This window comes from Hwangdonia sp. (assembly GCF_048381975.1).
In the GTDB taxonomy this organism is placed as follows: domain Bacteria; phylum Bacteroidota; class Bacteroidia; order Flavobacteriales; family Flavobacteriaceae; genus Hwangdonia; species Hwangdonia seohaensis.
The window spans coordinates 16,327-41,078 of the sequence record NZ_JBLWYT010000011.1; the positions used below are offsets into that span (position 1 = coordinate 16,327).

A 24,752-nucleotide genomic window follows, 5' to 3' on the forward strand; every position below is an offset into this window, starting at 1 on the left:
TTACAACATGCAAATTCCCAAAGGAAAAAAAATATATTTCGCATCCGATAACCATTTAGGCGCACCCACACAAGAAGCCTCCCGCCCACGCGAAAAAAAATTCTTAGCTTGGTTAGATGCCGTAAAACACGATGCCGCAGCCATATTTTTATTGGGCGATTTATTCGATTTTTGGATGGAATATAAAAAAGTAGTCCCAAAAGGGTTTACACGAACTTTGGGCAAGCTCGCCGAAATATCCGATTCCGGAATTCCAATCTACTACTTTGTTGGCAACCACGACCTATGGATGAACGGCTATTTTGAAGAAGAGCTCAACATTCCCGTTTACCACAAACCCAAAGAATTTACCTTTAACGATAAAACCTTTTTTATAGGCCACGGCGATGGTTTGGGCCCTCACGACAAAGGCTATAAACGCATGAAAAAGGTGTTTACAAATCCGTTTTGTAAATGGCTTTTTAGGTGGTTGCACCCCGATTTGGGCGTACGGTTGGCGCAACACTTATCGGTAAAAAACAAATTGATTTCCGGCGACGAGGATGCCAAGTTTTTAGGCGAAGACAACGAATGGCTCGTGCAATATTGCAAACGCAAGCTAGAGGACAAACACCGCGATTTCTTTGTTTTTGGGCACAGGCACTTGCCTTTAAATATCGACCTCAACGAAACATCAAAATATATTAATTTAGGCGATTGGATTTCGCATTACACCTACGCTGTTTTTGATGGGGAAACGATGGAGTTAAATACATTTCAGGCTTAAAACTTTGATGGCAAGCACACCCCGCGAGAAGGATTGCAACGGCATACTTTTTTGTGCGTGCTAAATCTTTAATTGATGTAAAAATTAGAGGGCTTACCATAGGCTTAATGGGATACTAAAACCACTTTGCACAAAAAAGATACGGTGGAAAGCCTGTTTGCCATTTTTATGGCAACTCGCCCAAAAAATCAATCTTCGTCTTCGTGCGCATCAATATCTTTTTGCAAGTCAAGTTCACGTAACGGTTTGTTTTTTAAACCTATTACCCCAACAACGATAAGGGTTACCGTGCCGCCAAGAACCACGGCCAATGGTGCGCCAAAAATACGTGCGGCTATCCCGCTTTCCAGCGCCCCGAGTTCGTTAGACGACCCGACAAACATGGAGTTGACCGCACCTACGCGCCCGCGCATGGCATCTGGTGTTTTAAGCTGCAGTATGGTTTGGCGCACCACCATTGAAATGCCATCAAAAACACCCGAGAAAAACAGCGCCAAAATACTTAACCACAATAATTTTGAAGCTCCAAAGACTATCATACAGGCTCCAAATCCGAACACCGAAAAGAGTAATTTTTTCCCAGTGTTTTTGGTTATTGGGATATAGGTTGTGGCCAGCATGGTAATAATGCTGCCCGAGGAAAGTGCGGCGTTTAATAAGCCAAATCCTTTGGGGCCGGCATCTAAAATGTCTTTTGCGAATACGGCGAAAATGGCAACGGCTCCACCAAACAAAACAGCAATCATATCTAATGTTAATGCGCCTAATATAACTTTGTCGTTAAACACAAAACGAAGTCCTGCTCTTAGGCTTTCTTTTACCGATTCGTTGGTGCCTTTATTTAAAACAGGTTTTTTAGTTATTTTAAACACTAGCAATAAGGCCAGCATAACCAACAAAAATATAATACCAAGCGTGTAGTGCACACCTATCCAAGCAATTAAAAACCCACCAACCAAAGCTCCAAAAACATTGGCGCCTTTCCAGGTGCTGCTGCTCCAGGTTGCGGCATTGGGATATATTTTTTTAGGCACAAGCAATGCGATAAGCGAAAAAATAGTTGGACCAAAAAAAGCTCTTAAAACACCACCAAAAAACACTAAAGCATAAATGCCGTATAAAATGGCGTCGGTTTCCCATGTGGCCTCAATTTGTTCTGAGGTGAGCCAAAACAACCCAAAACTGATTAACGAAAACAGGGCAATGCAAAGCGTGAATAGATTTCGCTTTTCTTTTTTATCTACGATGTGTCCGGCGAAAGGTGCCAATAAAAATGCAGGTAAAAATTCGCAAAGCCCAATAATACCAAGAGACAATGGGTCTTTAGTTAATGAATATACTTGCCATTCTATAACGACAAATTGCATAGACCACCCAAAAACCAAAGCAAATCGCACCAATAAAAAAATATTGAATTCTTTAATACGCAATGCGGCATACGGATCGTTTTTTGCCATACTTTAATTTCCTGCGAAGGCAAGAGTCTTATTAATTAATACCTACAAGGTTTTTGAAACCTTGCAAGATTTAGTTGAAGATTATTTTAGATTACGCTTCAAATTTAAAATAAAGCCAGTTACTATTTTAGTTTTTTGTTAAATTCTAAAATAAGAAATGTTTATGTTTTAATATCTCTTAATTTAAGTTGTAGCGATACATTTCCCCTAAACTCATTTTCATCAATGGAATAGACTGCTTTGAATGGTTTTTTATCGGAAATCAATTCATACTTATCGCCCATGCCAAACCCAATACAAACCATACTTTTGGTAGAATTTGGTTGTTTTGCAGTTAAACGCAAGTGGGTTTTATCGGCGCCAACACATTTGCCGTAACCTGTATCGGTTAAATTTTCAGTCATAAAAACAGGCGTCATATTTGACGGCCCGTAAGGGGCAAACTGCTTTAAAATTCTATAAAACTTTGGTGTTATCTCTTTTAAATCGATTTTGGCATCAATTTTAATTTCGGGGATTAACAAACTCCTGTCGATTGTTTTTGATACTTCATCTTCAAAAGCTTGTTTAAAAGCTTCGTAATTTTCTTCTTTAAGCGTTAATCCTGCTGCATATTTATGTCCTCCAAATTGCTCGATATGCGCACTGCATGCTTCTATGGCATTGTACACATCGAACCCACGAACAGAACGTGCCGAAGCAGCTAAAAATTCACCACTGCGGGTAAATACAAGTGTTGGCCTGTAATAAGTTTCTGTTAATCGGGAAGCCACAATACCTATAACGCCTTTGTGCCAATCTTTGTGGTAAACCACTGTGGTAAGTCGGTCGTGTTCGTTGTTGGCTTCAATTTGTTGAAGTGCTTCTTCGGTAATTTGTTTGTCCGTTTCGCGCCTGTCTAAATTATACTCGTCGATTTCAGAGGCATACTGACGTGCTTTATCATCCTCTTCTTCGGCTAATAAAGTAACCGCATAATTACCATGTTTCATGCGTCCCGCCGCATTAATCCTTGGGGCGACAATAAATACAACATCGGTAATGGTGAGTTCGGTTTTTTCAACCTGATCCAAAATCGCTTTTATTCCGGGGCGTGGATTGGTGTTAATAACCATGAGCCCGAAATAAGCCAAGGTTCGGTTTTCACCATCAATGGGAACGATATCCGCACCAATAGCTGTGGCCACCAAATCTAAATACTCGGTTAAATCTTCAACAGTTTCGCCGTCTTTTGATGCTAAGGCTTGAACCAGCTTAAAGCCAACACCACAACCGCACAATTCTTTATACGGATAATTGCAATCTTCTCGTTTGGGGTCTAAAACAGCTGCTGCTTTTGGAATTTCGCTTCCGGGTCTGTGGTGGTCGCAGATAATAAAATCAATACCCAGTTTTTTTGCATGGGCTACTTTTTCAACCGATTTAATGCCGCAATCTAAAGCAATAATTAGCGAGAAATCGTTCTCTAAAGCAAAGTTTATGCCTTTATATGAAATGCCATAACCTTCATCATATCTATTCGGGATATAGGTATGAACCAACGGATATTTGGTTTTTAAATAAGTGGACATTAACGCGACTGCCGTAGTGCCATCCACATCGTAATCGCCATAAACCAAAATGTTTTCTTTGTTGGCTATGGCTTTTTCTATACGGGTAACAGCCAGATCCATGTCTTTCATTAAAAACGGATCGTGCAAATCGTTTAAACTGGGCCTGAAAAACGTTTTAGCCTCTTCAAAAGTTTCAATGCCACGCTGTAATAACAAGGTTGCAATAGGCGTATTTACTTTTAGTGCCTCCTTTAAAACTGCTAATTTACCGGCTTCGGGTTTGGGCTTTAGTGTCCAACGCATAAATTTCTTTTCAGAAAAAATTATAATTTCTTATTTATTGTGATAATGGATATCTATTTTAATTTCGGCAAAATGACGAAACATTTCCATAACCCCGCAATACTTTTCAACCGAAAGATCTACGGCACTCTTTATTTTATTTTCATTCAAATCCTTACCATAAAAATGATAATCGACCGATACTTTGTGGTAGTATTTTGGATGCTCATCGGTAAGCTCGCCTTCAACAATCATTTTAAAATCGTCAATTTTAACGCGCATTTTATTTAAAACCGAAACCACGTCCAAACCCGAACAACCGGCCAATGAGGATAGCATCATAGCCTTGGGTGCCATTCCGGAATTGGTGCCTCCAAATTCTTCTGAGGCATCCATCATTATGGAATCCCAACGTGGGTTATCCGATTCAAATACCATATCGCCTTTCCACTGTGTGGTAACTTTATCTGCCATTTTATAACTATTTTTGTTTCTTGTAGTTTCAAAAGTACTATTTATATACTTAAAACAATAATCCTGCTATTAATATGAAATCTTTTTTTAAGCTGATATTGCTGTTTATAACCGTATCTGTGGCTAGCCAAACCAACGATTTTACTTCTAAAATTTACGAAACTTACGAGACGTACAAAGAAACCAGCTTGGATAAAAGGCGCATAAAACATCAAGATATTCAGCCTTTAATCAACGCGCTTAAAAACAAACCTGGGTTTATTGTAAATAAAGTGGGGCAATCTATTGAAGGACGGGATTTAACCTTAATCAGTATTGGTTCTGGTAAAAACAATGTGTTTTTATGGTCGCAAATGCATGGTGACGAACCCACGGCAACACAAGCTATTTTTGATATTTTTAATTTGTTGATTAGCAATGATTTTACCAGTGAAAAAGAAACCATACTAAATAGCGTAACGCTTCATTTTTTGCCGATGTTAAACCCTGATGGCGCCGAAAAATATACACGTCGGAATACGTTGGGCATTGATATTAACCGTGATGCGTTGCGCCTACAATCGCCCGAGGGCCAGACTTTAAAACGTGTTAGGGATAGCCTAAATGCCGATTTTGGATTCAATCTACACGACCAAAACATTTATTACAATGCCGAACGCACCGACAAACCTGCCACCATTTCCTATTTAGCACCGGCGTATAATTACGAAAAAGACATTAACCAAGTGCGCGGAGACGCCATGAAAATTATTGTTTTTATGAATGATATTATCCAAAAGTACGCGCCGGGGCAAGTGGGCAGATACAATGATGCTTTCGAACCTAGGGCTTTTGGCGACAACATACAAAAATGGGGTACCAGCACGATTTTAATTGAGTCCGGAGGCTATAAAAATGATGTTGAAAAACAGGAAATACGAAAACTGAATTACGTCTCTATTCTATCGGCAATTTATTCCATTGCCAATGGGCGGTACAAAAATATCCCAATTGCTGATTACGAAAACATCCCGAGAAACGACAGCAAATTATTCGATTTAAAAATTGAAGGTGCCACCTATAATTTATTGGGCAAGCCTTATACCGTTGATATTGGGGTAAAACGCTATGAGGTTGATAATGCCGATAATTCCGATTTTTATAACGTGGGCAGAATTGCAGATCTTGGCGATTTATCAACCTTTTATGGATACAACACTTTTAAAGCTGACGGGTACACTATTGTTGAAGGAAAAATTTATTCAGAAGTGTTTAATTCTGTGGATGATATTTCAGATTTAGATGTTTTCAAGCTTTTAAAATCGGGATTTACCTATTTACAACTGGAAACATTGCCTGAAGACAACTTAGAAGCCTCAATGCCAATTCATTTGGTTAAGGCTGGACACCAATTACCTGAACTTATTTTAAGACCCGGCGTTAATCCTACCTTTTTATTGCAGAAAAACGGGGTTAACGAATATGCCGTAATTAATGGGTTTTTAATTGATTTGAAAACTAAAAAGAATGCGCTTAAAAATGCTTTGGTTTATAGATGATTTTTTTGCAGCTAGTTAATAATTATCGCGAAGCCACTCAAAAATCAATTGCATGCGTTTTTTAACATCGGTTGTAGATTTCCGGTAATGGTTATTCATAAAGCTAAAAATCAAGGTTTTACCCGATTTTGTAATTAGGTAACCACTTAGCGAATAGTTATTCCCTAAAGTGCCCGATTTTGCATAAATATAAGGTTTCTCTCCGCCCGAATAATAGTTTTTTAAAGTCCCCGAAGTTCCGCCTACAGGAAACAAATTAAACAAGCGCTCTTGCGGAATTTGGTTGTGCAATTTTGTGAGCACCTCAACAAATGAGGTTGGTGTAAATAAATTATAGCGGCTTAACCCAGAGCCATCCACCCAACGCGGTTTTTGTTTTAAGTCTTTTAATTGATTGTTTAAAATACTGTCTCGAATTCGTTTTGAACTCAATGTATCTGAAAGTGTTGATGATGCCAAAATTAACATCTGTTCGGCTAAAAAATTATCGCTAACCAACATCATCCGTTTGTATAACGAATCGGCTGGCACACTATAGGCCGTATGTGTTAACGCTTTATCGGTAGACTTGGAAATAGATAATTTGTTTGGGAGAATATCATCCCACAACTGCTTTATTAATGCAGTATCGATAACCATAGGAACTTCAATGGTGTCCCTGTGCTTTGGGTTGTAATAAAATGTATTATCGTTAAATTGTCTTCTTTTATTGGATTCGGATAAATGAATTTGATCTTTTAGTACATTCGGAATACTTTGTAAACTATCTTGATTACTAATAGTAACCACATTGCCATACATGGGAAAACTGCTTTTTTCGGGGCTAAAATAAGTGTCGTAATCTTCCCAAGCCCAACCGGGACCGAATTTGTCATCCTCTAAATTACTTAAAACCAAATTAACATTTTTATAATGTTTTGCCATTTTTAACGCTGTACTGTCATTAAAAAACGGATGTAAAAAAGTGGGGTTTCCAACACCTTGAATGGTAATGGTATCGTTTTCCACACCATATTTAAACGCAGGGATTTGTGCAGGCAACACTTGTAAAGCCGTATATAAAGTAAATATTTTGGTGTTGCTTGCCGGCGTAAAATACTTGTCGGCATTATACTTAAATACGGTGTCTTTTGTTTTTGGGCTGTAAACCAACAACCCTGTAAATTGGTTGTTATAAAAGGAATTATCTAAGTTTTTTGAAATGTAATTTGATTTACAGCTAAGAAAAAACAAAGCCAATAAACATAAATAAATCAGTTTGTTTTTAATAGCTGTCAACATTCTTAAAATGGTATTATTTTGTTTCTTTCGGAAGGTATTCAAAATTCATTTCAAATAAAATTAGAATCATTGTTGATTAAATAATTACCGAATTAATGCCATTAAAATCTTCAAAAACAGGATCGGATGGGTCAATATCGGTTATGATGGCATCAATATCATTAATAGGAACAACGGTATGCCTTTTAACCGACATAAGTTTGCTACTTATACACATAACCGTGACGTGGTTTGAAGCTTCAATCATCCTTCTTTTTATTCGAGATACATCCCAATCTTGTTCCGTTAAACCTCTGTTAACGTTTATTCCGTCCACGCCCATAAAACAAATATCGGCACTAATATTATAGATTGAAGTTACCAAATCTATACCCACGGTAACTTGTGCGGCTTTATTTAATTTTCCGCCTAAAAAAATTACCTCAATTAAAGGATGATAAGACAGTTGTGTGGCAATGGGCAAACTATAAGTGTAAACAGTGGCGTTAATATCTGGTGGTATAATTTTAGCCAACTCTAAATTGGTTGAACTTCCGCTCATAATAATGGCTTGTCCATCATGTATTAAATTAACGGCTTTTTTCGCAATTTTCTTTTTCTTATCAATATCGGCAATACTTCGTTCGTCATAAGATAATATTCTGCTTTCTTTCAGCAAAGCGCCACCGTGTACTTTATAGACTAGGTTTTTAGATTCGAGTTCTTTTAAATCCCTTCGGATGGTATCTTCAGAAACCAACAGCTCTTGGCTCAATTTTGTTGAGAGTACTTTTTTATTGGCCTTTAGCTTGTCTAAAATGGCATGTTGTCTTTCTTGCTTTAGCATAGTGTATATTAAAAACGCACTAAATATGCAATAAACATATTAATATTGCAAAAAAATGCATAAAAAACACTCATAAAAACGCAAACATTACTATATTTGAGAGACTATTAATTCAAACTCTTAATTTATGAACAAAAAAGCAACCCTCTCTTTTCTTGTTTTTTTTGCCGCTACATGCAGTTTTTTGTTTGCTCAAAACATAACTGTAAGTGGTGAAGTAACCGATGCGTCAAGCGTTCCGTTACCAGGTGTAAACATTCAAGTAAAAGGTACAAACAAAGGAACATCTACTGATTTTGATGGAAATTATTCTATTTCCGCAAATCAAGGCGATGTACTGATTTTTTCTTTTGTTGGTTTTAGAACAAAAGAGGTTTCCGTAACGGGAACAAAACTAGATGTGACTCTAGAAGAAGATGCAAGCAAACTGGACGAAGTGGTTATTACGGCGTTTGGTGTTGCTAAAAAACAGAAATCTTTAGGATATTCTGTAACCCAAGTGGATGCTAATGATGTTAATTTAACGGGGCAAACTAACGCTCTTGAAGCGCTTCAAGGACAGGTTGCCGGTGTGCAAATTAACCGGACCTCTGGATCTGCTGGTGGTGGTGTCGATATTCTGATTAGAGGTATTACCTCGGTTAATCCTTCCAGAAGTAATCAACCCTTAATTATTGTTGATGGTTTAGCGCTTAATAATGATACGTTTTCTGGTGAAGTAAGACCAAGTTCAGGTTCAAATTCACCAAATAGTGCAGAACAATTCGCGTTTTCTAACAGAGCGGGAGATATTAACCCTGAAGATATAGAAAGCTATAATGTTTTAAAAGGTGCAGCTGCAACCGCGCTTTATGGCGTTAGAGCATCAAATGGTGCCATTATTATCACTACTAAAAAAGGTAAATTAGGAAAGGCTAAAATAAATTTAACAGCCTCTACTTCTTTTAGGGAAGTTAAAACAACGCCTGATGATCAAACCGAATATCGCGAAGGTTTTAACAACCTGCCTAGAACCTTGTATACTCCAGAAACCGATATTGGGTTTACCAGATTAGGAGGAACTTCTTTCTATTCTTGGGGACCAAGATTTAGCGATGATTCTGCAACTTTGGGCAATGGCGATGTTGTAGACCTTTCAAACGATGCCTATTATAGTCCTTATGATATTTTTAGAACTGGCGTTAACACACAAATAAACTTAAGTGTTAGTGGTGCTACCGGTGTTATGGATTATTTCTTATCTGTTGGTAATAGTAGCGACGAAGGTATTTTACCAAACACAGATTACGAAAAAACGAATCTTAGATTAAAAGCGGGTTATAAAGTTACCGACAATTTCACTATTAATAGCTCAATTGCCTTTACCAATTCTGGTGGTAGGCGTGCAAATGGTGGAGATAAATCGGTAATGAGTGCCCTGTCTTATTTTTCAGGAACATTCCCAATTAATGATTACCAAAATCCTGATGGGTCCGAGCGTGATTATTCATTTGGAATTATTGATAACCCAAGATATTTAATGGAAACCAGTAGTCTTGTTGACGATGTTAACCGTTGGGTAGGTAATGCGACCTTTAACTGGCAACCAAAGGAATGGGTAAATATTACCTATGCTGCCCAAATTGATAATTATTCAGACAGACGTAATCGTTATGTAGGCCCCGATTTAGATGGTGGCTCGCAAGTTGGTGGTTTTATTTTAAATCAAAATATAAACTTCACTGCTTTAGAATCTAACTTATTGGTTGCATTTACCAAAGATTGGTCTGATGATTTTACTACAGATTTAACTTTAGGACATCAAGTTTCAGATACTAAAAGAGATTATGATGAAGCACGTGGTGAAGGTTTAAATATTGCAGGCGTTAACGAAATAGGTAACACAACCAATTTCTTTATAGATAATTCGTTAGTGCAGTTGCGCAACATGGGTGTTTTTGGCGAGCTTAAATTGGCTTACAAAGACAAACTGTTTTTAACCTTAACAGGCCGTAACGACTGGTTGTCAACCCTACCAAAAGAAAACCGGTCGTTCTTTTACCCATCGGCTAGTTTAGCCTACGATATCACTAGTCTTTTTGGAGATAGCGACGTTTTCTCTTTTGGAAAACTTAGAGCCTCTTGGGCAGAAGTAGGTAAAGGCCCGGGGTTTGGCGATGTTGGACAATATTTTGTAGTTGATGGCGATTTTCCATTTGCTGGCTCTGGCGGATACAGAAGAAGCACGAGACTAGGAGATTTGGCAATTCAACCAGAAAGCAACAAGTCTACTGAATTTGGTGCTGATTTACGATTTTTCGATAGTCGCATTCGTGTAGATTACGCTTATTTTAAAACCAAGGTTCAAGATCAAATTTTCAATGTGGGCACAGCATATTCCTCTGGATTATCTGCTATTACAAGAAATGCAGGAGATTACGAGGTTTTTGGACATGAGCTCTTATTAAGTTTGGATATTATTAGAAAAACAGACTTTAAGTGGAATATGATTTTAAACTGGTCTACAAGCGAAGGCAACGTACTTGATATTCCTGATGATATTGAGGCCATTATATTTGCCGATGCCGGTTTTGCTGGTGTAACTTCCGAGGTTAGAGAAGGCGACAAAATGGGTAACTTATATGGTTACAAGTGGCGCTACGAAAACGGACAGCGTTATATTGGAAGCGACGGTTTGCCCCGTGTTAACCTAGACGAAAGAGTTATGGTTGGTAATGCATTTCCAGATTTTATATCTTCCGTTAATAACAGTTTTAAATGGAAAGGTATCGGATTCAATTTTGTATTAGAATACAAAAAAGGAGGCGATCTTTACGATTCCGGAATGCGTAACTCTATTAGAAACGGTGTTCGTGGCATTACAGCCTATCGTAATGTAGATACTGTTTTAGATGGCGTTATGGACGATGGCAGTGGCGGATTTACTCCCAATACCATCGAAACAACAATCGATCAAAACTACTACAGAAGTTCGACACGTTACAACAGGGCTTCAGAGATTTTAGTGCAAGATGCTTCTTGGGTAAAACTAAGAAACATAGGTCTGTCTTACGATTTTGGATCTAATCTTACTGAAAAATTAAAAGTAGACAAACTTAGCTTTAACGTAAGTGCCAATAACATTTTGTTATGGACACCGTTTGATGGATTCGACCCTGAAGGAAATCAATATAGCGCAGGAAGTAATGTTTATGGATTTACCGGGTTAAGTATACCGTTAAGCCAGAGTTATTCATTTGGTCTTAATATTATATTTTAAAAAAAGAAATTATGAAAAAATTTAATATAACAACTACAATTTTAGCATTGTTCGTTATTGCGCTCGTAGGGTGTAGTGATGAATATTTTGATGTGAACACACCATCCAATACCGCTGCATTAGAGGAATTGGGGATGAAGGACTTAATAGCCCCTGTGATCCATAGTACTATGGAAGGGCAACGTTCGGCAGAATTAGCTTTTGGAAACTATACCCAGTATTTTGTTTCAACCGGTGGAGGTGCTGCAGGACAAACCTCAGCAAGTGGTCTTTGGACGCAAGTATATCTTTATATCTTGCCAAACTTAAAAGTGGTAAAAGAAAAGGCTATTGAAAACAATGCGCCACATATTGGTGCTATTTCAGATGTTTTAGTAGCCATTAATTTAGGGATAGCAACAGACACTTGGGATAATATCCCATATTCTGAAGCAACCCAAGGACCAGACTCTAACTTTCCTGCATTTGATACGCAAGAGCAAATCTATACCGAGATTTTCAATCTGTTAGATAGTGCCATAGCGGCTTTAAGTGCTGCCGATACTTCTGGTTTCAATTTAGGCTCTGCAGATTTAATTTACGGAGGCGATTCAGATTCTTGGTTAAGAGCAGCCTATACCATTAAGGCGCGTTACCAACTACATGTAATGGGCAAAGGCGTTACATCGGCCAACGATGTTTTAACCACCATCGCCAACGGGTTTACATCTAACGCTGATAATTTCGCCATGTATTATGACGAAAAAAACATAAACCCTTGGTATTCGGCAGAGGTATTGTCGCGTGAAACCGGTAACCTAAGCAATGATATTGCCAGTCAAATTGTAAGTTCAATGAATGGTGATTATTACCCATTTAATGGGGCCATTACCATAGACCCGAGGTTACCTGAAATTGCAGAAATACCAGATGGCGATACCGAATATAGAGGTTTTATAAGTGGTGGCGCTGGAAAATCCCCAAGTGGTTTGGTAGATGCAAATACCCGATTTAAAAGCGACGGTTTTTACACAAGTATAGACTCGCCTTTAATTTTAATATCATATGCCGAGGCTATGTTTATTAAGGCTGAAGCTGCATTTTTAGCAAACGGAGGCACCACAACCAGCGTAGGAACCAATACCGCAGCTTATACAGCCTATATGGATGGAATTGCTGCAAGCATGGACATGTGGGGTGTTGACGGAACAGATTATATCGCCGATACTTCTATAGACGTTGGTGAAGGTAGTTTAGCCTTGCATCACATTATGAAAGAGAAATACATCCACAACTATTTAAACCCTGAAACATTTGTAGATTTTAGAAGATACGATTTTTCAGATGATGTATTTACTGGTTTAACCATTAGAGAGGAAGAAGATAGCGATGGTGATTATTTCGGACAATGGTTTAGACGCGCCAATTATCCATCAACGGAATTAAACAGAAATGAAACCAATGTTTTAGCGAATCAGCAAGAACCAATAACACCGGTTTGGTGGGATCAATAGAGTAGTCTAATTTTTAAAAAGAATTAAAACCGTTCTTCAATTTAACAGAAGAGCGGTTTTTTTATGCGCTTTATAATGGTTTTTCACAAAGAAACCAAGGCTTCTTTCAACCTTGTTAAATCTGCTTTAGTGTGGTTTGCCGTTATTACAATCCTATTCAAGTCATCTTTATAATTGGGGTATTTAAAGTGTGAAATGATGATGTCTTTTTTAAATAACTTATCATATATATCTTTAGAATTACAATATATAACAGGGTAGTTTTCATTAAACTTAAAAGCATCGCTCAAACTTAAATCTTTAAACAAAAACCTCAAATTGGCTTTAAGTTTTTCCTGTTGGTTTTTAACCAGGTTTTGCGACACCATATAACTTTCTAAATAAGCCGCATTGGCACAAGATGATGACACAAAAAGCACTTCGTTTTTAATAGCGTTAATAAAGTTTTCGTCTGAAGCAATAACCCCTCCCGAAAGCCCTAAAGCTTTTCCCAAAGAAGCTATCATTATTTTCCTTTTTAGTTTTTTATTTTGGATGGTTTTAAAAACACCTTCACCCTGTTTTCCCAAAACGCCCAAGCTATGCGATTCATCAACTAAAAGCGTTATCTGTTTTTCAGATGAAATTTCTTTTAAAAAACGAAATGATGTGGGCTCAACTTCCAAAGCTAAAATAGCATCGACTGTAATAACAACCGACTCCTTTGTGTTATTAAGAAGGTTTTTATGAAGTGTGCCGTTTTCAAATAAAGGCAAACTTTTGCTGTGTAAAATCGCCGGATGCGTTTTTGGGTAGTGATAAAATGCGGTTTCCGTTTTTGATAAAAACTCTAAAACCAGTTTCCCAGCTAAAGTTCCAGAAGATGTTGTGAGCGATTTTTCAGTGCCTATTTGTGTGGCGAACAACTGTTCTGCTCTATTAAAAATTGATAATTTTATATTGGAATTTCTCGAGCTTCCGTAAAACGTGCCCCATTTCGTTATACTTTTTACTAGGGTGTTTTTAAAATCTGTATGCGAAGGAAGCCCTAAATAAGCCGTACCGCCAAAATATAAATATTCCTTTTTATCAATTGATATTGTTCTGTCCGGAAAGCTTTCAACAATCATTAAAACCTTAAATTAAGGAAACTCCCGTTCCGTTTAAATCGCTATATTCTACCTTCCCATTTTTAATCGTTACGCCCTGAGCAATATCTTCGGCCAACAACAATGGGCCATCCATATCTACATAATCCAATAAGGGCAATAAATGAGCTATGGCCGAAATACCAACCGAAGATTCCGTCATGCAGCCCACCATGGTTTTCATACCCAATGTTCGGGCTTTGGTAAGCATTCGTCTTGCCGGAGTTAGTCCGCCACATTTTACCAGCTTCACATTAACCCCGTGAAAATGATTGTGGCATCTATCGATATCGGCTTCAATCTGGCAGCTTTCGTCGGCAACAATGGGCAACACCGATTTTTTAAACACTTCTTTATGCGCATCCCAATCATCGGCCTTTAAAGGTTGCTCTAAAAACTCAACACCTAGCGCCTTTAAAGCTACGGCATTTTTAATGGTTTCATCAACCGTCCATCCGCAGTTGGCATCAATTCTAAAAACAGCATCGGTGTGTTGTCGCAAAGCTTCAACTATGGCGATATCTTCTTTTGTGCCCAGTTTTATTTTGTAAATAGGCCAGGGCAGCTCCTTCATTTTAGCCACCATTTTATTAATGGTATCAATCCCAATGGTGTAATCTGTTAAGGGATTATTATTGGTAGTGTAGTTCCAAAGTTCAAAAAGCTTTTTACCTTTTTTCCGTGCGTACAAATCGTTATAAGCCAGATCCAAGGCACATAACGCAAACATGTTGTGTTTTAAATGCGGATACAAGGCGTCCCAAAATGCTTCGGGCGTTTTGTCGTTATTCGCTTTAATTACATGTTTTATGCGTAATATATCATCAGTCATTTTTTGAATGGTGATGCCGTAATATGGGTTTGAGGTGGCTTCGCCAAAACCAGAAAAACCGGCATCGTTCAACTCTACAATCAATGTGTTTTGTGTGTTGTGCGACTCTCTGGAAATGGTAAATGTGTGCTTTAATTTGAGTTCGAATGGTCTTAATATGAGATCCATAAATATGTTTTTATTTATATGGGAAAGTTAATAAAATTATATCTTTGAAGATACCGAAAAATCAAATTTATGCCATTAGTTACACCATTATCTGCAGACCACGATTTAGAAACCAAAGCACTTGCCGAATTCTTTAACGAAACCTTGGGGTTTTGCCCAAATTCTGTTTTAACCATGCAACGCAGACCAGCCATTAGTAAAGCTTTTATTAATTTGAACAAAGCCGTTATGGCGAATGAAGGTAGGGTAACTTCCGCGTTAAAGCGTATGATTGCCTGGGTTTCGAGCAACGCTACGGGTTGCAGGTACTGTCAAGCGCACGCCATTCGAGCTGCCGAACGTTACGGCGCAGAGCAAGAGCAATTGGATAATATTTGGGAGTACCGCACACATCCTGCTTTTAACGAAGCGGAACGCGTAGCATTGGATTTTAGTTTAGCCGCTTCTCAAGTGCCCAATGCTGTTGATGAAACCCTAAAAAAACGCTTATATGAATATTGGGACGAAGGCGAGATTGTTGAAATGCTCGGTGTTATTTCGCTATTTGGATATTTGAACAGATGGAACGATAGCATGGGAACATCCATTGAAGATGGCGCCGTTGAAAGTGGAAATCAATATTTAGGGAAACATGGTTGGGAGAAAGGGAAGCATGTTTAATTCCTGCGAAGGCAGGAATCTCATTATTTAAAGTTTTTCTCTTTAAAAGAACGAAATTAATGTCCCATTTATAATGAAAACAATATTTCTTACTCATTTTGTCTTGATACAAAACGAGCCAAAAAATCAAAACGATTATTAGGAAATTGCTAAAGCACCATTCGCTAATAACTTGATACTGAGGGATTTCATTTAATATTGTCGTTTCCAATCCTAAATATTAGCTTTAAATAAGCAGTATCGCTCATTATTTCTGAAAATCGTCGATTCCGACGTTGTCGGAACTTCAAGTTATTTTGAACTTTTAGTTTTAAGAAATAGAATTGGGTTAAGTTTAAAGATAAAAACTCTGAAACTCCCTGTAAACAATGACATAAAAAAAATTTGAATAGTTTTGTCCCGTAAAACAATCTTAAACACTAGGATTTTAAGAGGCTAAACATCAACTTTTTTCGTAAAAATCTTATAATCAATTATTTATGTTTTCAGCAAAGTGTCCTTTTAAAATAGATCATTCCATTGTAAATTTAATTCAAATATTAAATTATGGAAACATATCTAGGTTATATAGCATTCGCAGCAATATTGAAATCAATAAACGCTGGAAAAGTTTTGCAAATTTTCTTTCTACGAATTCTTTATCCAAAAGCAGGAATTAAAGATATCGAAAGTTTTATAAAGAATACTAAAACAAAATTTAAGCTTCCTAAACTATGGAAGTAAATTTTTAACTCTCTCGCTCAACTCCGGAAAAACCTCAACCTCAAACCAAAGAGGTAACATTAAATTCTACACCCCTAAAAACTATAGTATCTCCAACAGTTTTTCCCATTAACAATTGCCCAATGGGCGTATTTGGAGAAATGGCGTAAAACAAATGGTTTTCAACTTTTAACTGTCCTGCGCTTACAGCCATAAAATAGTTAGCACCCGACGAATAAACAACGCTGCCTAAACCAACCGTTTTGGATGATTTTTCAGTATCGATTTTAGAAAGTGCTTTTTTGATTTTAACAATTTCAGAGAGTTGATGTCCTGCTTTTTCGCGTTCCAATTGTAACATAGCTCGCCCCGTTTCGTGCTTATCGCCTGCACTACTTTTGGTTTCAGAGAGCAAAGATTCTTGGATTTCGCTTATAGCGTGCTGAACGGTTTGATAACGTTTTTCTACAAACTGAACACATTGGTTGTAAAGTTCTTCTTTTATATTCAATTTTTTATTATTAAAAGTGGATTCCGCATCAAGTGCGGAATGACAGATACCTTAAATTAAATCTGCTAATTCTTTTCCAATTACGCTACCAATGGCAACGCCCATACCACCAAGTCTTACACCACAAAACACATTGTTACCAAGTTGTTTTACAATGGCTTTTTTTTGATTTCCAACACCCATAATCCCACTCCAACGGTGGTCAACTTCAAATGGGATTTCCGGTAAAATGGTGGTTTTAAGTAACATTTCAAGTTTGTTTTGAACAAGCTCGGTTTGTTTTAATTCGGTGGTTTCCTCTGCTTTAAAATCAAGATTGCGTCCACCACCAAGTAAAATTCTGTCATCAATATTTCTGAAATAATAATACCCTTTATCCAAATGAAAAGTGCCTTTTATATGCAGGTTTTTAATGGGCTTTGTTATCAATACTTGGGCGCGTGCCGGTTTTACCTTTTCGTTAATTAACTCCGAGGCAAACCCATTTGTAGCAATGAGCAATTTAGTGCTTGAAAACTCGAACAAATTGGTTTTTATTTTAACCGAATGAGTGCCTTCTGAAAAAGCTTCAACCTTTATATTATTCAATATTTTTACGCCACTTTTCAATACCAAATGCATCAATGAATCCATCATTTTTCCAGTGTCAATTTGCCCTTCAAACGCATTAAAAATATATTGGCCTTGTATATTCTTAAAGTTGAAACTATTGCCTTTTAAGCTGAAAACCTCCTGATTAAAAACGGGTTTCAACAACTTATTTATATGTTCTTTTTTCGAAAGACAGTCTTCAAATAAATCTGAATCTGTTTCTGTAAACAACTCAAAACCGCCCAATTGCTGATAATCAATGTTTGCATCTCCTAATGTGTGGCGTAAAAGTTTTAAGCCGTTGGCCCGCTTTTTTACCAAATTAACAACGGCTTCTTCGGAGTGTGATTTTAAATCGTCAAGAATCTCACTTAAACTCCCAAAACACGCAAATCCTGCATTTTTGGTACTTGCGCCTTGTGGCAATATGCCCTTTTCCAAAACGAGGATATGGGCTTTTGGGAAACGCCGTTTTAGTTGTAGCGCGCAATTTAAACCCACAATGCCGCTACCCACAATAGTAAAATCTACATGGGTTAGCCACGATTTAATTTCCCAATAGGATAAGTTCAAAATATTATTGTTTTTCTAGCTCTAAAGCCTGTATTAAAGCCTCTAATTTTTCGGGATGCGTTTCTGCTAAATTATGTTGTTGCGCCCGGTCTTCTTTTAGATTATAAAGCTGATAAACAGTGTCTCTCCCTGTTTCAATATTTACCCATTTGTTTGTCATTTTATTGCCTTTATGCGGTGGAATTAAAACCCAATCACCATGTCGGTAAGCCATAATATTATTCTGTCCCAAAATAAGTCCTTCACGTCCTTTATCGGATTTTCCTAAAAAGGCATCTAATATATTTTTACTGTCTGGCGTCGTATTATCCTGTCCCGTTAAAGCGGCAAACGAAGCTGTGAAATCCATTTGGGAAACCAACGCATCGGATACGCCTGGTTTTATGGCGCCTTTCCATCTAATCATAAATGGCACGTGGGTTCCGGCATCAAAAAGACTGTACTTTCCGCCTCTAAGTCCACCTGCTGGTGTATGTTTTCCGTTTTTTTCTAAGGCATCATCTTTATAGCCATCATCTAAAACGGGGCCATTATCACTTGAAAATATAACGATGGTATTTTCAGAAAGCCCTAATTTATCAAGCTCATCCAAAAACCGGCCAACAGCCCAATCTGCCTCAACAATAACGTCACCTCTTGGACCCAATCCTGAAGCGCCAACAAATCTAGGATGTGGGACTCTGGGAACGTGCGGTTGGTGCAAGGCATAAAACAAGAAAAACGGATTGTTTTTGTTTTTATTGATGTATTTAATGGAAGCTTTTAAAAAATCATTATTCATATCTTCGTCTATAAATAAAGCTGATTTGCCGCCTTTCATATATCCAATTCTCGAAATGCCGTTATGAATGCTCATATCGTGCCCGTGGCTTGGGTGTACTTTTAATAACTCAGGATTTTCTCTTCCGGTAGGTTCGCCTTCAAAATTCTTTTGATAACTTACATAAATTGGGTCTTCTGCTGTTAAGCCAACAACCTTATGGTTTTCTACATAAACGCTGGGTACCCTATCGTTTGTTGAGGCCATAATATAGGCGTAATCGAAGCCAATTTCCAAGGGGCCGGGGGCGATTTTTTTGTTCCAATCCATATTGGCGTCGCCCAATCCCAAATGCCATTTCCCAATAACACCTGTTTTATAGCCAGCTTGTTGCAACATTGACGGAAGCGTCTGTTTTCCCAATTCGAAAAGTAAGGGCGCATTTCCGGGCAAAACCTGTGCTCGTTTTGTTCTAAACGGATAAGTGCCGGACAATAATGAATATCGGCTTGGTGTACAGGTTGGCGATGTGGCGTATCCGTTTGTAAACCGAATACCTTCGTTCGCAATGCGGTCAAAATTTGGGGTTTTCAATTCTGTTGAGCCATAAGAACTTACATCTCCAAAACCTAAATCGTCTGCATAAATAACAACGATATTGGGTTGTGATTGGTTTGTGGCTTCTTCCTGGTTTTTATTGTTATCCTTTTTACAGCTAACCAAAGCTATTAAAAGAATTAAGCTCAAAATTTTACCGTATACCTGTTTCATAAACTAAGTTGTTTTATGTGTTTTTAGATTAAAATCTAAATTAAAAAAAAACTCCGAAATTGCTTTCGGAGTCTTATTCTTTATTCTTCTATTGGCTTTTCTATTACAAAATCTTCCATAAACTTAGTGGTATAATTACCTGCCAAGTAATCTGGATGATCCATTAATTGCCTATGAAAAGGAATGGTTGTTTTAATGCCTTCAATTACAAATTCATCTAAAGCACGCTTCATTTTGCTAATCGCTTCCTCTCGGGTTTGCGCCGTTGTAATTAATTTAGCAATCATTGAATCGTAATTTGGCGGAATGGTGTAACCTGCATATACATGCGTGTCTAAACGGATGCCATGGCCTCCTGGGGCGTGCAATGTTGTGATTTTCCCTGGTGATGGACGGAAGCCGTTAAACGGATCTTCAGCGTTTATTCTACATTCTATGGAATGTAGTTTTGGTGTGTAATTTTTTCCGGAAATTGGCACTTTTGCCGCCACAAGAATTTGCTCGCGAATTAAATCGAAATCTATAACTTGCTCTGTAATGGGGTGCTCTACTTGAATACGCGTATTCATTTCCATAAAGTAGAAATTACGGTGTTTATCCACCAAAAACTCTACAGTTCCTGCGCCTTCGTATTTAATAAATTCTGCCGCTTTTACTGCTGCTTCTCCCATTTTTTTACGAAGTGCATTCGTCATAAATGGAGAAGGAACTTCCTCTGTTAATTTTTGATGACGACGTTGGATGGAGCAATCTCTTTCGGATAAGTGACAAGCTCTCCCGGTAGAGTCGCCTACAACTTGAATTTCAATATGCCTTGGCTCTTCAATAAGTTTTTCCATGTACATATCGTCGTTGCCAAATGCGGCTTTAGATTCCTGTCGTGCAGAGTCCCAAGCGTCTTTAAGATTTTCTGGTTTCCAAACGGCACGCATACCTTTACCGCCACCGCCTGCAGAAGCTTTCAGCATAACTGGATAACCGGTTTCCTTGGCCAGTTTTTTACACTCTTCAAAGTCTTTAATTATACCCTCGCTTCCCGGTACACAAGGCACACCTGCAGCAATCATGGTTGCTTTGGCATTGGCTTTGTCTCCCATTCTGTCTATCATCTCGGGCGAAGCGCCTATAAATTTAATATCGTGCTCTTCGCAAATTTTTGAAAACTTAGCGTTTTCAGATAAAAACCCATATCCGGGGTGAATGGCATCGGCGTTGGTGATTTCTGCTGCAGCTATAATATTAGAGACTTTTAAGTAAGACTCGCTACTTGCTGGCGGACCAATGCAAACAGCTTCATCTGCAAACTTTACATGTAAACTCTCAGCGTCGGCCGTAGAATATACCGCCACGGTTTTAATGCCCATTTCTTTACAGGTTCTAATAACACGTAATGCTATTTCTCCTCGATTGGCTATCAATATTTTTTTAAACATAACTTAGAATAAATTATGAATTCAGAATTCTGAATTCCGAATTTTTAAGATGGATCAACTAAAAATAGTGGTTGATCGAATTCTACAGGCGAAGAGTCGTCAACTAATACCTTAACTATCTTTCCGGAAACTTCAGATTCAATTTCATTGAAAAGTTTCATGGCTTCAATAACACACAGAACATCGCCTTCGGCAATAGTTTGCCCCACCTCTACAAATAACGGTTTATCCGGTGCTGGCTTTCTGTAAAATGTTCCTATTATTGGAGATTTTATGGTTATGTATTTTGAATCATCTGATCCTGCTGCTGCAGGTGGTGGTGTAGCGGCCGGAGCACTTGCTTCAACTACCGCGGGAGCTGCTGCCACTTGTGGAATTTGAGCAGCGGGAACTTGATGCACTATTGTAGTGTCTGAATCCGACCCCGTTTTGATGGTGATTTTTATATCGTCCATCTCCAATTTAACTTCGCTAGCACCAGACTTGGCAACAAACTTAATTAAATTTTGAATTTCTTTAATATCCATAATTTTGCTTATTAGTTAGTGGTTAGTTTTATGAATTATATGCCCATTTTAAATAAATCGAGCCCCAATTAAATCCGCCCCCAAAAGCGGCAAATATTAAGTTATCCCCTTTCTTTAATTGCGATTCGTAATCGCTTAAAAGCAAAGGTAAGGTAGCCGATGTGGTATTGCCATACTTATGTATGTTCATCATTACCTTTTCATCTTCAAGTTCTATTCTGCTGGCCGTAGCATCGATAATGCGTTTGTTTGCTTGATGTGCTACTAACCAATCAACGTCGTTTTTACTTAAGTTATTTCGTTCTAATATTTTTACGGTAGCATCGGCCATATTAAATACCGCGTTTTTAAATACGGTTCGGCCTTCTTGAAATGCACAATGTGCCCCTTTTTCAATGGCCTCTGGTGTTATTGGATATGACGAACCGCCATAGGTAGCTTGCAAAAATTCTCTACCCGTACCATCGCTTCTTAGGTACTCATCTTTTAGGCCTACATCTTCTTGAGTTGGCTCAAATAAAACAGCACCTGCGCCATCTCCAAAAATAATACAAGTAGCCCTGTCTTTATAATTGATCATAGAAGACATTTTATCGGCTCCTATCAATAGTACGTTTTTATAACGTCCGGATTCAATATAACTGGCGGCAACCGACATACCGAAAAGGAAACTAGAGCAAGCCGCATCTAAATCAAAAGAAAAAGCGTTTACCGCTCCTATCTTTGAGGCCGTATATGCTGCGGTTGATGCTGCTTTCATGTCTGGTGTTGCCGTGGCAACTATAACAAGTTCGATATCTTTAGGGTTGATGCCTTTTTTATCAATGAGGTTTTTAGCTGCATTAATAGCTAAGAAAGAGGTGCCTTTACCTTCGCCTTTAAGAATGCGACGTTCTTTTATCCCGGTTCTGGTAGTTATCCATTCGTCGTTTGTATCAACCATCGTTTCAAGAATTTGATTGGTTAATACATAATCTGGCACATATGCGCCTACAGCTGTAATCGCCGCCGAGGTTTTACTCATAATTTTATAGTTATTTCGACCAAAAAAAACATTAAAATTGGACAAAAACGTTCAAAATTTTGTGAAAACTACTAAATTTTGGCTAATTAATACGCAAATTAATCATTTTTGTCTTGTTAGAAAATACTTGTCATAAAAAAAACGCTCACAGGTGAGCGTTTTATAATATGCGTGCATAATATTTATGCTACGTTTTCTACTTCTTCCGAGTTATCAATTAAAACTTGACCTCTGTAGTATAATTTTCCTTCATGCCAATGCGCTCTGTGATATAAGTGAGCCTCACCGGTTGTTGGGCAAGTTGCAATCTGTGGCGCAGTTGCTTTGTAATGTGTTCTTCTTTTATCTCTTCTTGTTTTCGAGATTTTTCTTTTAGGATGTGCCATTTTTTATGTTATTTATCCGTTAATAGTTTCTTTAATGTATTCCATCGAGGGTCAATGTCCTCGTTAGTCTCTTTATTTTCTTTTAGCTTTGGGCTTAACTCGTCGAGTTTTTCAAGTATATCAGAATGTAATGTGCCGTTTTCAATTCCAGGGTGTATACGCTTAATTGGTACGGCAAGTACAATTAATTCGTAAATATATTGTTGGATATTAACCTCGTAAGTGCCGTGTGGAACGATGAGGATATCAATGTTCTCATCGTTAAACTCATCTCCAAACTTAACCACTAAATCAAACTCATTTTCAATGGATTGATTGTACGGCTCGTTGGTTATATCGCAATTAATATTAACAAATCCTGAAGTTTTAAATCGTAATTCCAGCAATGTTGATTTCTTTTCAAACTCAACATCAACCTGAATGTTTACATCATTAAACTCTTCATACTCAAAATGCTCAAAGAACTTTTGTTCGATTTCAAAATTAAAATGATGTTTCCCTATCTTTAACCCTACAAATGGAATTGTAAACTCTTTCAACGGCTTCATTATCACATCTATTTTGAGCCTGCAAATATATAACTTTTTTATTTACACAACTCTACTTATAAACATTTTTTTGTTTATATCTTTTTTGGTGCTTTTTTTAACCGATTTGATGTAATCTCATCGTACTCCAATCTGTTTCTAAAAATCTTTATTGCCGTAAAAATAGCCTCTTTAAATGAGTTTTCATCGGCTTTACCCTGTCCTGCAATTTCGTATGCCGTACCGTGGTCTGGCGAGGTTCTAACCTTGTTTAAGCCCGCGGTATAGTTAACGCCTTGGCCAAAAGACAGCGTTTTAAAAGGAATTAAGCCTTGGTCGTGATAGCTGGCTATAATGGCATCGAAATTTTTATAATTGTTGGAGCCAAAAAAACTATCGGCAGCATAAGGCCCGTAAACCAGTTTGCCTCCATCTTTAATTTTTTTAAGGGTTGGTCTTAAAACAGCATCATCTTCATTGCCAATAACACCGTTGTCGCCCGTATGCGGATTGATTCCTAAAACGGCAATTTTTGGTCTTCGTATTTTAAAATCCTTTTCAAGCGATTTATAAACGGTATTTATCTTTTTAATGATGAGTTCTTCAGAAATATGATTAACAATGTCTTTTACAGGAACATGATCGGTTAGCAAACCAACTCTTAAGCTGTCGTTTACCATAAACATTAGGCTTTCGCCTTCTAATTCTTGTGCCAAATAATCGGTATGTCCCGGAAAATTAAAGGTTTCAGATTGTATGTTATGTTTGTTTATTGGCGCGGTTACCAAAACGTCAATAGCATCGTTCTTTAATGCCTTTGTTGCCGCTTCTAACGATTTTATGGCGTATTCCCCAATTTTAGGGTTTTCTTTTCCAAACTCGATTTTTACAGGCTCGTTCCAGCAATTAAACACATTAACTTTTCCAATAGCTAATTGTTCTATATTATTAATGTTATTAAAATGAATTTCCGATTTAAAATGTGTTTTTAAAAAGCCCATGGTTTTGGCCGAAGCAAAAATTACAGGCGTGCAAAAATCCAGAAACCTATTATCTTCAAATGTTTTTAAAACAATTTCGCCACCAATGCCATTTAGGTCACCTATCGATATGCCTACAATTATATTTTCTGCGTTCTTCATAAAAAATAACAACTATTGTTTGTAATTTTGACTTTCATTTAAATGAACTCATTTATAGATGCAAATTTAACCAAATAAACAGATAATAT

21 protein-coding genes are annotated in these 24,752 nt (G+C 37.6%); 5 read left to right on the forward strand and 16 right to left on the reverse strand.

What is annotated here, in order from left to right:
• Nucleotides 1-7 precede the first annotated feature (7 nt).
• Nucleotides 8-766, forward strand: a complete 759-nt coding sequence (locus ACN5J7_RS15415; protein ID WP_418604581.1) for a UDP-2,3-diacylglucosamine diphosphatase — start codon at nucleotides 8-10, stop codon at nucleotides 764-766.
• A gap of 188 nt (nucleotides 767-954) precedes the next feature.
• Here the strand turns inward: ACN5J7_RS15415 and ACN5J7_RS15420 are convergent, their stop codons facing one another.
• The 3 genes from ACN5J7_RS15420 to ACN5J7_RS15430 form a co-directional block, all read right to left on the reverse strand.
• Entirely contained in the window at nucleotides 955-2,223 is a 1,269-nt protein-coding gene (locus ACN5J7_RS15420) for an MFS transporter (protein WP_418604582.1), read from the reverse strand.
• A gap of 161 nt (nucleotides 2,224-2,384) precedes the next feature.
• Nucleotides 2,385-4,079 (reverse strand): single-stranded-DNA-specific exonuclease RecJ, encoded by a 1,695-nt coding sequence (recJ, locus tag ACN5J7_RS15425; RefSeq protein WP_418604583.1) that lies wholly within the window; start codon nucleotides 4,077-4,079, stop codon nucleotides 2,385-2,387.
• Nucleotides 4,080-4,109: 30 nt separating this feature from the next.
• Entirely contained in the window at nucleotides 4,110-4,532 is a 423-nt protein-coding gene (locus ACN5J7_RS15430) for an OsmC family protein (RefSeq protein ID WP_418604584.1), read from the reverse strand.
• A 74-nt stretch (nucleotides 4,533-4,606) separates the two neighbouring features.
• Between ACN5J7_RS15430 and ACN5J7_RS15435 the strand changes: the two genes are divergently transcribed.
• Nucleotides 4,607-6,070, forward strand: coding sequence for a M14 family zinc carboxypeptidase (locus tag ACN5J7_RS15435; protein WP_418604585.1), 1,464 nt, complete (start codon nucleotides 4,607-4,609; stop codon nucleotides 6,068-6,070).
• Between the two features lie 15 nt (nucleotides 6,071-6,085).
• Here the strand turns inward: ACN5J7_RS15435 and ACN5J7_RS15440 are convergent, their stop codons facing one another.
• Nucleotides 6,086-7,351 (reverse strand): D-alanyl-D-alanine carboxypeptidase/D-alanyl-D-alanine-endopeptidase, encoded by a 1,266-nt coding sequence (locus ACN5J7_RS15440; protein ID WP_418604586.1) that lies wholly within the window; start codon nucleotides 7,349-7,351, stop codon nucleotides 6,086-6,088.
• A 76-nt stretch (nucleotides 7,352-7,427) separates the two neighbouring features.
• Complete coding sequence (locus tag ACN5J7_RS15445) at nucleotides 7,428-8,177, reverse strand: DeoR/GlpR family DNA-binding transcription regulator (protein WP_418604587.1); 750 nt, start codon at nucleotides 8,175-8,177, stop codon at nucleotides 7,428-7,430.
• Between the two features lie 127 nt (nucleotides 8,178-8,304).
• On the opposite strand from ACN5J7_RS15445, the gene ACN5J7_RS15450 reads away from it, so the two are divergent.
• Nucleotides 8,305-11,436 carry a SusC/RagA family TonB-linked outer membrane protein gene (locus ACN5J7_RS15450; protein WP_418604588.1) on the forward strand — a complete coding sequence of 1,044 codons (3,132 nt, stop codon included), beginning with the start codon at nucleotides 8,305-8,307 and terminating at the stop codon, nucleotides 11,434-11,436.
• Nucleotides 11,437-11,447: 11 nt separating this feature from the next.
• Nucleotides 11,448-12,929 (forward strand): SusD/RagB family nutrient-binding outer membrane lipoprotein, encoded by a 1,482-nt coding sequence (locus ACN5J7_RS15455; protein ID WP_418604589.1) that lies wholly within the window; start codon nucleotides 11,448-11,450, stop codon nucleotides 12,927-12,929.
• An 83-nt stretch (nucleotides 12,930-13,012) separates the two neighbouring features.
• On the opposite strand, the gene ACN5J7_RS15460 is transcribed toward ACN5J7_RS15455, so the two are convergent.
• Nucleotides 13,013-14,038 carry an aminotransferase class I/II-fold pyridoxal phosphate-dependent enzyme gene (locus ACN5J7_RS15460; RefSeq protein WP_418604590.1) on the reverse strand — a complete coding sequence of 342 codons (1,026 nt, stop codon included), beginning with the start codon at nucleotides 14,036-14,038 and terminating at the stop codon, nucleotides 13,013-13,015.
• A 7-nt stretch (nucleotides 14,039-14,045) separates the two neighbouring features.
• Nucleotides 14,046-15,056: a dipeptide epimerase gene (locus tag ACN5J7_RS15465; RefSeq protein WP_418604591.1), complete on the reverse strand. Its 1,011-nt coding sequence runs from the start codon at nucleotides 15,054-15,056 to the stop codon at nucleotides 14,046-14,048.
• Between the two features lie 69 nt (nucleotides 15,057-15,125).
• Here ACN5J7_RS15465 and ACN5J7_RS15470 point away from each other — a divergent pair, with 69 nt between their 5' ends.
• The gene (locus ACN5J7_RS15470; RefSeq protein WP_418604592.1) at nucleotides 15,126-15,716 is read left to right on the forward strand and encodes a carboxymuconolactone decarboxylase family protein; all 591 of its coding nucleotides are present in this window, start codon (nucleotides 15,126-15,128) and stop codon (nucleotides 15,714-15,716) included.
• 763 nt (nucleotides 15,717-16,479) lie between these two features.
• Here the strand turns inward: ACN5J7_RS15470 and ACN5J7_RS15475 are convergent.
• The 9 genes from ACN5J7_RS15475 to pdxA all read right to left on the reverse strand — a co-directional run bounded on the left by ACN5J7_RS15475 (nucleotide 16,480) and on the right by pdxA (nucleotide 24,663).
• Entirely contained in the window at nucleotides 16,480-16,929 is a 450-nt protein-coding gene (locus ACN5J7_RS15475) for a 3-oxoacyl-ACP synthase (RefSeq protein ID WP_418604593.1), read from the reverse strand.
• A 51-nt stretch (nucleotides 16,930-16,980) separates the two neighbouring features.
• On the reverse strand, nucleotides 16,981-18,093 hold the full coding sequence (locus tag ACN5J7_RS15480; RefSeq protein ID WP_418604594.1) for an NAD(P)/FAD-dependent oxidoreductase: 1,113 nt from the start codon (nucleotides 18,091-18,093) through the stop codon (nucleotides 16,981-16,983).
• 4 nt (nucleotides 18,094-18,097) lie between these two features.
• Complete coding sequence (locus ACN5J7_RS15485; RefSeq protein WP_418604595.1) at nucleotides 18,098-19,624, reverse strand: sulfatase family protein; 1,527 nt, start codon at nucleotides 19,622-19,624, stop codon at nucleotides 18,098-18,100.
• Between the two features lie 80 nt (nucleotides 19,625-19,704).
• On the reverse strand, nucleotides 19,705-21,057 hold the full coding sequence (accC, locus tag ACN5J7_RS15490; protein ID WP_311936206.1) for an acetyl-CoA carboxylase biotin carboxylase subunit: 1,353 nt from the start codon (nucleotides 21,055-21,057) through the stop codon (nucleotides 19,705-19,707).
• Between the two features lie 44 nt (nucleotides 21,058-21,101).
• Nucleotides 21,102-21,584, reverse strand: coding sequence for an acetyl-CoA carboxylase biotin carboxyl carrier protein (accB, locus tag ACN5J7_RS15495; RefSeq protein WP_311936205.1), 483 nt, complete (start codon nucleotides 21,582-21,584; stop codon nucleotides 21,102-21,104).
• A gap of 28 nt (nucleotides 21,585-21,612) precedes the next feature.
• A complete protein-coding gene (locus tag ACN5J7_RS15500) occupies nucleotides 21,613-22,608 on the reverse strand; it encodes a beta-ketoacyl-ACP synthase III (RefSeq protein WP_311936203.1) in 996 nt (331 codons plus the stop codon).
• A 182-nt stretch (nucleotides 22,609-22,790) separates the two neighbouring features.
• A complete protein-coding gene (gene rpmF, locus ACN5J7_RS15505) occupies nucleotides 22,791-22,994 on the reverse strand; it encodes a 50S ribosomal protein L32 (RefSeq protein WP_034042489.1) in 204 nt (67 codons plus the stop codon).
• An 8-nt stretch (nucleotides 22,995-23,002) separates the two neighbouring features.
• Entirely contained in the window at nucleotides 23,003-23,542 is a 540-nt protein-coding gene (locus ACN5J7_RS15510) for a DUF177 domain-containing protein (protein ID WP_311936195.1), read from the reverse strand.
• A gap of 74 nt (nucleotides 23,543-23,616) precedes the next feature.
• A complete protein-coding gene (gene pdxA, locus ACN5J7_RS15515) occupies nucleotides 23,617-24,663 on the reverse strand; it encodes a 4-hydroxythreonine-4-phosphate dehydrogenase PdxA (RefSeq protein WP_311936193.1) in 1,047 nt (348 codons plus the stop codon).
• Nucleotides 24,664-24,752: the final 89 nt, after the last annotated feature.